This window comes from Raineya sp. (genome assembly GCF_053497555.1).
Window position 1 is genome coordinate 1 of the sequence record NZ_JBRCWE010000070.1, and the last position, 6,815, is coordinate 6,815.

Here is a 6,815-nt window from a genome sequence, read left to right on the forward strand (position 1 = left end):
CGATAGACGGTAAGTCCTGAGGTGAGTTGTATGCTGGGGTTTTCTTGCTGACGCTTTCGGGCTTCCTCAAAGTCAAAATCAGCAAGGAACTCTTGTGGCAAAAAGATAAGTTCCAAAATTTCTTGCCCAATGAGAGCCGAAAGCAAAAGTTTGGCGACTTTGTTGTCCTCCATTAAATACTTGAATACAACATCATACAGCGGATTAAGAATTTGCATAGTTTGAAATTTCTTGCAAATTTAGCTAATTCCTTTCAATTTACACACTTTCAGTATGCCAATCATACTGATTGCATCTGTGATTTCATCGGTAAGAACCCAATGCAGAGCTGTACTTAAATGTACCTTTTTGATGAGTAGTGCTTCGGTTTCTTCGGGGGCATTGCTTCCGAATGTAAGATTTTCGGCAACAAACACAAACCCCTCTTCATCTGTTACAGAGTTAGAGGTGTGAATACGAGCAATTTTTGTCCATTTTTCGGCAACAATACCCGTTTCCTCCCATAGTTCTCTTTGGGCGGCTTCTAAAATTTGCTCTTCAAAAGATTTTTGTGAAGGGAAAATCACTTTCCCGCCCCCCATAGGAATTTCCCAGCTATATTCGTTCAGAGGGTAGCGATATTGCCCTACCAGCCACGTAAAGCCATTTTCGTCAATAGGAATAATACCAATAGCTTTGTTTTTGAAACTTACAGTGCCGTAGATACCCTCGTTGCCACTGGGATTGATAACTTTATCCTCGCGGACTTTAATCCAAGGGTTCTCGTAAATATCTTTGGATTGCAGAATTTGCCAAGGATTTTCAGTGGGTTTGGGCAAATTATCTTCTGATAATTTTTTCATTGATTTCTTGCAAAGTGTAAGAATAGCTTTCCATAATCGGATTTGCCAAAAGCTCTGAGCAGGCTTTTTCTACTTTTTCTTTGGCTTCTTGCTGACTGCCCGCTTCCAAAGAAAGCGTAATGTGTTTGCCTACACGTACATCTTTGATTTCAGAAAGTTGGAGATGTTTTAAGCCAAGCAGTACGGCTTTGCCCTGTGGGTCTAAGATTTCTTTCAGAGGCATTATGTTGATTTCGGCTATAAATTTCATTTCTTTCAATGATTTTGGTTGTAAAAATACGTTTTTCTTGAGTTTTCAAGTAAAAAAATCAAAAATTTTACACAGCTTCAAAACTTTTAACCTTTCACTTTACCTTTCTGCAACTTCTACGCTTACTTCTCGCATAGGTGGGGCAGAAGTTTTTTCTGCCAAATATTTGGTTAGTTTGGTTCGCAATTCCTGATAGCTCAAACCTTGATATACTTCACCGTTGCGAGCCAGTGAAACTTGTCCTGTTTCTTCGGAAACAACTAAAACGATGGCATCGGTTACTTCCGTAACCCCAATAGCAGAGCGGTGCCTCAATCCCATTGTCGCAGGGATATTGGGGTTTTCGGAAACAGGTAGAATACATCTTGCCGCAATAATTCTACCCGATTGCCCTACAATCACCGCTCCATCGTGCAAAGGGCTATACTTGTTGAAAATGGATAAGAGCAGTCTTTTGGAAAGTAAAGCATCTAACATATCGCCCGATTCGGCATAAAATTTCATATCTGTACCACGTGCAAATACAATCAAAGCACCTGTATTGCTACTACTTAGTGCCCGGGCGGCTTCTACAACGGCATTGATATCTACTTTGCTTTTTTTGGTATTTTTACGCCAAGGTAGTGCGTCCCAGAAATTATCATCTCCGAATACTTGTGAGCGACCTACCAAGAGCAAAAACTTGCGTATTTCTTGCTGAAAAAGAATAATCATCGCAATAACCCCAACGCCAAAAAATTGCCCAAGTATATTACCCAAGAGTTTTAGTTGCAACAAATTGACAATCAGGTAGCCTATACCAAGCATTACAATCCCCCACAAAATACGCACCGCAATACTTCCTTTCAGCAATTTGTAGAATTGGTAAATCAAATAAGCTACCAGCAAGATGTCTAAGGCATCTACCCAAGTAAAATTAAAAAACCATATTTTGAACAAAAACCACATATTTAGCTTTCCAGTAACTTTTGGTATAGAAGAATTGTCTCTTTTGCTTCTTTTGCATCGTGAACTCTTAAAATGTTAGCTCCTTGCATCAGAGCAAACATATTAAGAGCCGTAGTGCCGTTAAGGGCTTCGTAAGGACTAATAGATAGTGTTTTGTAAATCATTGATTTACGTGATATTCCCACGAGCAATGGCACTTGTAAGATTTGAAAGTACGATAAATTTTTAAGCAGGAAAAAATTTTGGTCTATGTTTTTTGCAAAGCCGAAACCTACATCAGCAATGATGTCTTTCACCCCCAAGATACGTAATTTTTTGATTTTTTGTTCAAAAAAATGCAAAATTTCTAACAAAATATTTTCGTAATGGCACATTTGGCTCATTGTTTGAGGGTTGCCTCGGCTGTGCATTAAGATATATGGCACTTGCAAGCAAGCTACTGTATCAAACATTTTTTCATCAAGCGAGCCACCTGAAATATCATTGATAATATCAGCACCGCTCGCTATTGCTTTTTGAGCTACCTCGGAGCGAAAGGTATCTATGGAAATGAGGCATTCAGGAAACTTGCTACGAATTGCCTCAATAGCGGGTATTACCCTTTGCAATTCTTCTTGCAAACTAACTTCGCTAGCCCCTGGGCGTGTAGAGTAGCCACCCACGTCCAATATATCTGCCCCTTCGGAAAGCATTTTTTCGGCATTTCTGAGCAGTTCATCAATGTTTTTTTGTCGGCTTCCTTCAAAAAAAGAGTCGGGGGTGATATTCAGAATCCCCATTACCCAAGGCTTATCCAAGAGCCACAAACGTCCTTTACTTTGAATAGAAAAACGCATTTTTTGAAAAATTAAACAAAAATTTTTGCAAGTAAATTAGTTTTTTTTAGTTTTGGCAATAATTGCGTCACCAAAAATTAAGGGCTAATGAAAAAAGATTATAGCCAAGTGTATAATGAAATGCAAGATGAAAATTTTATCTTGTCTTACAAAGGGCAGGTAGGATTTGTGCAAATCAATTCTTTGCTTCGTATCATTGAAGATAGGCTTGAAACCGCCGAACAAAACCCTAAAACTCGCAAAAAAGTCTATAATATTGCTACGGAGTGTTATCAGAATTTAAGTCATCATTTAGAAAAGCACAGCGAAGAAATAGGAATGAAAGGTCTGGCTGTATTTGAAGCCTACCAAGATAAATATGTTATTGCCACAGGCAACTATGTTTTTAAGCAAAGTGAGCAAAAAATTAAAGAAAAAATTGATTACATCAACTCTTTGAGCCGAGAAGAATTACGGGAGTATCATAAACAAATACTTGCCAACGAAGGTTTTTCGGAGAAGGGTACAGCAGGCTTGGGTTTTGTGGATATAGCACGCAAATCGGAAGGTAATTTGCGATATGAGTTTAGTCATTTGGACGATGATTTAGCTTTTTTTACTTTGAAAGTAGAAATTCCTCGTACTGATAACAAGCAAGAATAGTAATTGTTTAGGTTTTGTAGTATGGAAACAGGAAATAAGAAGCAAGAACAAGATTAAAGACATTGTATATTTAGACGGAGTAAAACTTTTACCTCAAAGGCTTGAACCCTTAAACCCTTAAGCGAAAATAATTACCAAGAATAAATCTGCCTTAAATAAAAATTTTTTATGGAAAGTTTGAGAATTGAAAAAACGCTTAACACCCCTTTTGTGCATTTAGACCCCGATACAGGAAAGTTGGAAATCAAGGGGCGTTCTGTGCCTGAAAATCCTTTGGAATTTTATACGCCTATCAACGATTGGTTAGAACGCTTCAAAGCTCAAGCCGCCGAAAGAGTTTTGAGCCTTGATGTGGAACTGGAATATTTCAATACAAGCTCTTCTAAATGTTTGCTTGATGTATTCAAAAAAATGGCACAACTCAAAAGTGTAGGAGCCGCCGTTGAAATCAATTGGTGGTGCGAAGAGTTTGATGATGATATGATTGAAGCAGGCAAAGACTATCAAGACCTTTTAGAAAGCATTTCGTTCAATATCAGAATTATTGCGGAGGAGTAAATACATTTATGCGTAAAGATTACCTCACCGGTGAGGAAGATAAACTATCGCCTTCGGATAGAGAGATAGAGAAGGCTTTGCGTCCTTTGAGTTTTGAGGATTTTACAGGGCAAGAAAAAATCGTTGAAAACTTGCGTATCTTTGTACTTGCCGCCAAACAACGCGGAGAAGCCCTAGACCACGTTCTTTTGCACGGACCGCCCGGTCTTGGCAAAACAACCCTTTCCAACATCATTGCCAATGAACTTGGGGTAGAAATGATGACTACTTCGGGTCCTGTTCTGGATAAGCCCAGTGACCTGGCAGGTTTGCTTACCAAGCTCAATACCAATGATGTTCTTTTCATAGATGAAATTCATCGCCTCAATCCTATTGTGGAGGAGTACTTATACTCTGCAATGGAAGACTACAAAATTGATATAATGTTGGATTCAGGTCCTAATGCTCGTACTGTGCAAATAGGTTTGAATCCTTTTACGCTTATTGGAGCTACTACGAGGTCGGGGCTCTTAACTGCCCCTCTTCGAGCCAGATTTGCTATCAATGCTCGTCTGCAATACTATGATGCCCAGTTGCTTACGCAAATCGTAAAACGTTCTTGTAAGATTTTGGGTGTGAAAATTGAAGAAGAAGCCGCTTACGAAATTGCCCGCCGTAGTAGGGGTACGCCTCGCATTGCCAATAATTTGCTACGCCGTATTCGTGATTTTGCCCAAGTAAAAGGTAATGGAAATATAGATTTAGCAATTGCTGATATTGCCTTGCAGGCTTTGGAAGTAGATAAAAACGGCTTGGACGAAATGGATAACCGCATTTTACAAACCATTATTCATAAATTTAAGGGCGGTCCCGTTGGGATTACCACCATTGCTACTGCTTGTGGCGAAGAAGCCGAAACCATTGAAGAAGTGTATGAACCCTTTCTGATACAAGAAGGCTACATTAAAAGAACTTCAAGGGGCAGAGAAGCTACTGAAAAAGCCTACAAGCATTTGGGTATCAGTCAGTTTGCAAAGCAAAATGATTTGTTTGATGAATAAAATTCCTTAAAATGTCTTTTCGCAAAGAAATTCGTTTATTTGATGCCGTAATGCTCGTAGCAGGTACAATGATTGGCTCGGGCATTTTTATTGTGAGTTCGGATATTGCTCAAAAAACGCAATCTGTTTGGGGTTTGCTCTTGGTTTGGCTTATTACGGGGCTAATTACAATGGCAGGAGCGTTGAGCTATGGCGAACTTGCCGCTATGATGCCACAAGCAGGCGGGCAATATGTGTTTTTGCGTAAAACCTACAACTCGCTTATAGCTTTTCTGTATGGTTGGACGGTGCTTGCTGTTATTCAGACAGGGACAATTGCGGCGGTAGCTGTTGCTTTTGCCAATTTTACAGGAAATCTTTTACCATTCATTAGCAAAAATAATAAAATTGTAGAAGTTGGCGGTTTTGGCATAGCCACCAATCAGTTGCTTGCGATTGCTGTAATTTGGCTACTGACTTTTATCAATAGCAAAGGAGTAAAATACGGAACACTTATCCAAAACCTTTTTGGTAGTACCAAAATCATTGCTTTGGCTTTGCTTTTGCTCATTATTTTTGTTTTTGGAAGAAATGCAGGAGCTATCTCCGAGAATTTTGGAAAATATTGGGCTTTACCCGAAAATATTGCACTGACAGATTATTTACCTCTTTTTGCCGTAGCAATGATTGGCTCTTTGTTTTCCAGTGATGCTTGGAATAATATCAGTTTTGCAGGTGATGAAATTGTAAATGCAGAAAAAACGATTCCACGTAGTTTGGCAATAGGAACAGGACTTGTAACCCTGATTTACTTGCTTACAAATATTGCCTATTTGATAGCTTTACCATTTCCACAAATACAAAGTAACGAATTAGTAGCAACTGCCGCCGCTTCGCAGGTTTTGGGGCAAATAGGCTTGCTTTTAGTAAGTATTTTGATAATGATTTCTACTTTCGGTTCGGATAATGGTTGTATTCTTTCAGGAGCAAGGGTGTATTATGCAATGGCAAAAGATGGGGTATTTTTTTCGGCATTGGGCAAACTGAATAAAAATGATGTACCTCAGAACGCTTTGGTAGTACAGGCGGTATGGGCTTCGGTTTTGTGTCTTTCAGGTGCATACAGCGATTTGTTGGGATATGTGATGTTTGCCGTAATGCTTTTTTACTTTCTGACTATCCTTGCTGTTTTTATTTTGCGTAGAAAAATGCCCGAGGCTACTCGTCCTTACAAGACTTTGGCGTATCCTTTTTTGCCTGCTTTGTATTTGGTCTTGATAACAATTATTAGTGTGATTTGGCTTATTTATGAACCTTACACACGTTATGGCTTTCTGATTGTTCTTTCAGGTTTGCCTGTGTATCTTTGGTTACAGAGCAAAAAGCAAGAGTATATCCAACAAAGATGATTTTTTCTTGCTCAACTTTTGAAAAACAAGAAATCAATACTTGCAAAAAACTTGAAAATTACTTTAATCTGACCATAAATTGCTTATTCTCACAAGTTTTGCTTAATTTTGCAAAAAATAACGCAGAATGAGCAAAAAGTTAATCCGTTTTGATTGGGCAATTAAACGCTTGCTACGCAACAAGGCTAATTTTGTTGTGTTGGAAGGTTTTTTGTCGGAACTTTTGTTTGAGGACATCAAAATCAAAGAGATTTTAGAAAGCGAGGGCAATCAGGATAGTTGGGAGGATAAATACAACCGAGTAGATATTC

General features: G+C 38.8%; 10 protein-coding genes. 5 read left to right on the forward strand and 5 right to left on the reverse strand.

Annotated features, from left to right (window positions below):
- The 5 genes from ACWITO_RS09455 to folP all read right to left on the reverse strand — a co-directional run.
- Positions 1–218, reverse strand: a 218-nt coding sequence (locus ACWITO_RS09455) for a hypothetical protein (protein ID WP_448529748.1), incomplete at its 3' end; no start/stop codon positions are given.
- Between the two features lie 21 nt (positions 219–239).
- The gene (locus tag ACWITO_RS09460) at positions 240–842 is read right to left on the reverse strand and encodes an NUDIX domain-containing protein (RefSeq protein ID WP_448529749.1); all 603 of its coding nucleotides are present in this window, start codon (positions 840–842) and stop codon (positions 240–242) included.
- Positions 820–1,092 carry a phosphoribosylformylglycinamidine synthase subunit PurS gene (gene purS / locus ACWITO_RS09465; protein ID WP_448529750.1) on the reverse strand — a complete coding sequence of 91 codons (273 nt, stop codon included), beginning with the start codon at positions 1,090–1,092 and terminating at the stop codon, positions 820–822. The genes ACWITO_RS09460 and purS overlap by 23 nt, the downstream gene beginning before the upstream one ends.
- Positions 1,093–1,191: 99 nt before the next feature.
- Positions 1,192–2,031 (reverse strand): diadenylate cyclase CdaA, encoded by an 840-nt coding sequence (gene cdaA / locus ACWITO_RS09470; protein ID WP_448529751.1) that lies wholly within the window; start codon positions 2,029–2,031, stop codon positions 1,192–1,194.
- Positions 2,032–2,042: 11 nt separating this feature from the next.
- Complete coding sequence (gene folP / locus ACWITO_RS09475; RefSeq protein ID WP_448529752.1) at positions 2,043–2,876, reverse strand: dihydropteroate synthase; 834 nt, start codon at positions 2,874–2,876, stop codon at positions 2,043–2,045.
- Between the two features lie 87 nt (positions 2,877–2,963).
- Here folP and ACWITO_RS09480 point away from each other — a divergent pair, with 87 nt between their 5' ends.
- The 5 genes from ACWITO_RS09480 to ACWITO_RS09500 form a co-directional block, all read left to right on the forward strand.
- Positions 2,964–3,518: a SiaB family protein kinase gene (locus ACWITO_RS09480; protein WP_448529753.1), complete on the forward strand. Its 555-nt coding sequence runs from the start codon at positions 2,964–2,966 to the stop codon at positions 3,516–3,518.
- Between the two features lie 168 nt (positions 3,519–3,686).
- Positions 3,687–4,076, forward strand: a complete 390-nt coding sequence (locus ACWITO_RS09485; RefSeq protein WP_448529754.1) for a DUF1987 domain-containing protein — start codon at positions 3,687–3,689, stop codon at positions 4,074–4,076.
- A gap of 8 nt (positions 4,077–4,084) precedes the next feature.
- On the forward strand, positions 4,085–5,116 hold the full coding sequence (ruvB, locus tag ACWITO_RS09490; RefSeq protein ID WP_448529755.1) for a Holliday junction branch migration DNA helicase RuvB: 1,032 nt from the start codon (positions 4,085–4,087) through the stop codon (positions 5,114–5,116).
- A gap of 11 nt (positions 5,117–5,127) precedes the next feature.
- Positions 5,128–6,504 carry an APC family permease gene (locus ACWITO_RS09495; RefSeq protein WP_448529756.1) on the forward strand — a complete coding sequence of 459 codons (1,377 nt, stop codon included), beginning with the start codon at positions 5,128–5,130 and terminating at the stop codon, positions 6,502–6,504.
- 127 nt (positions 6,505–6,631) lie between these two features.
- Positions 6,632–6,815 (forward strand): hypothetical protein (locus ACWITO_RS09500; protein ID WP_448529757.1); only part of this gene is annotated, 184 nt, incomplete at its 3' end.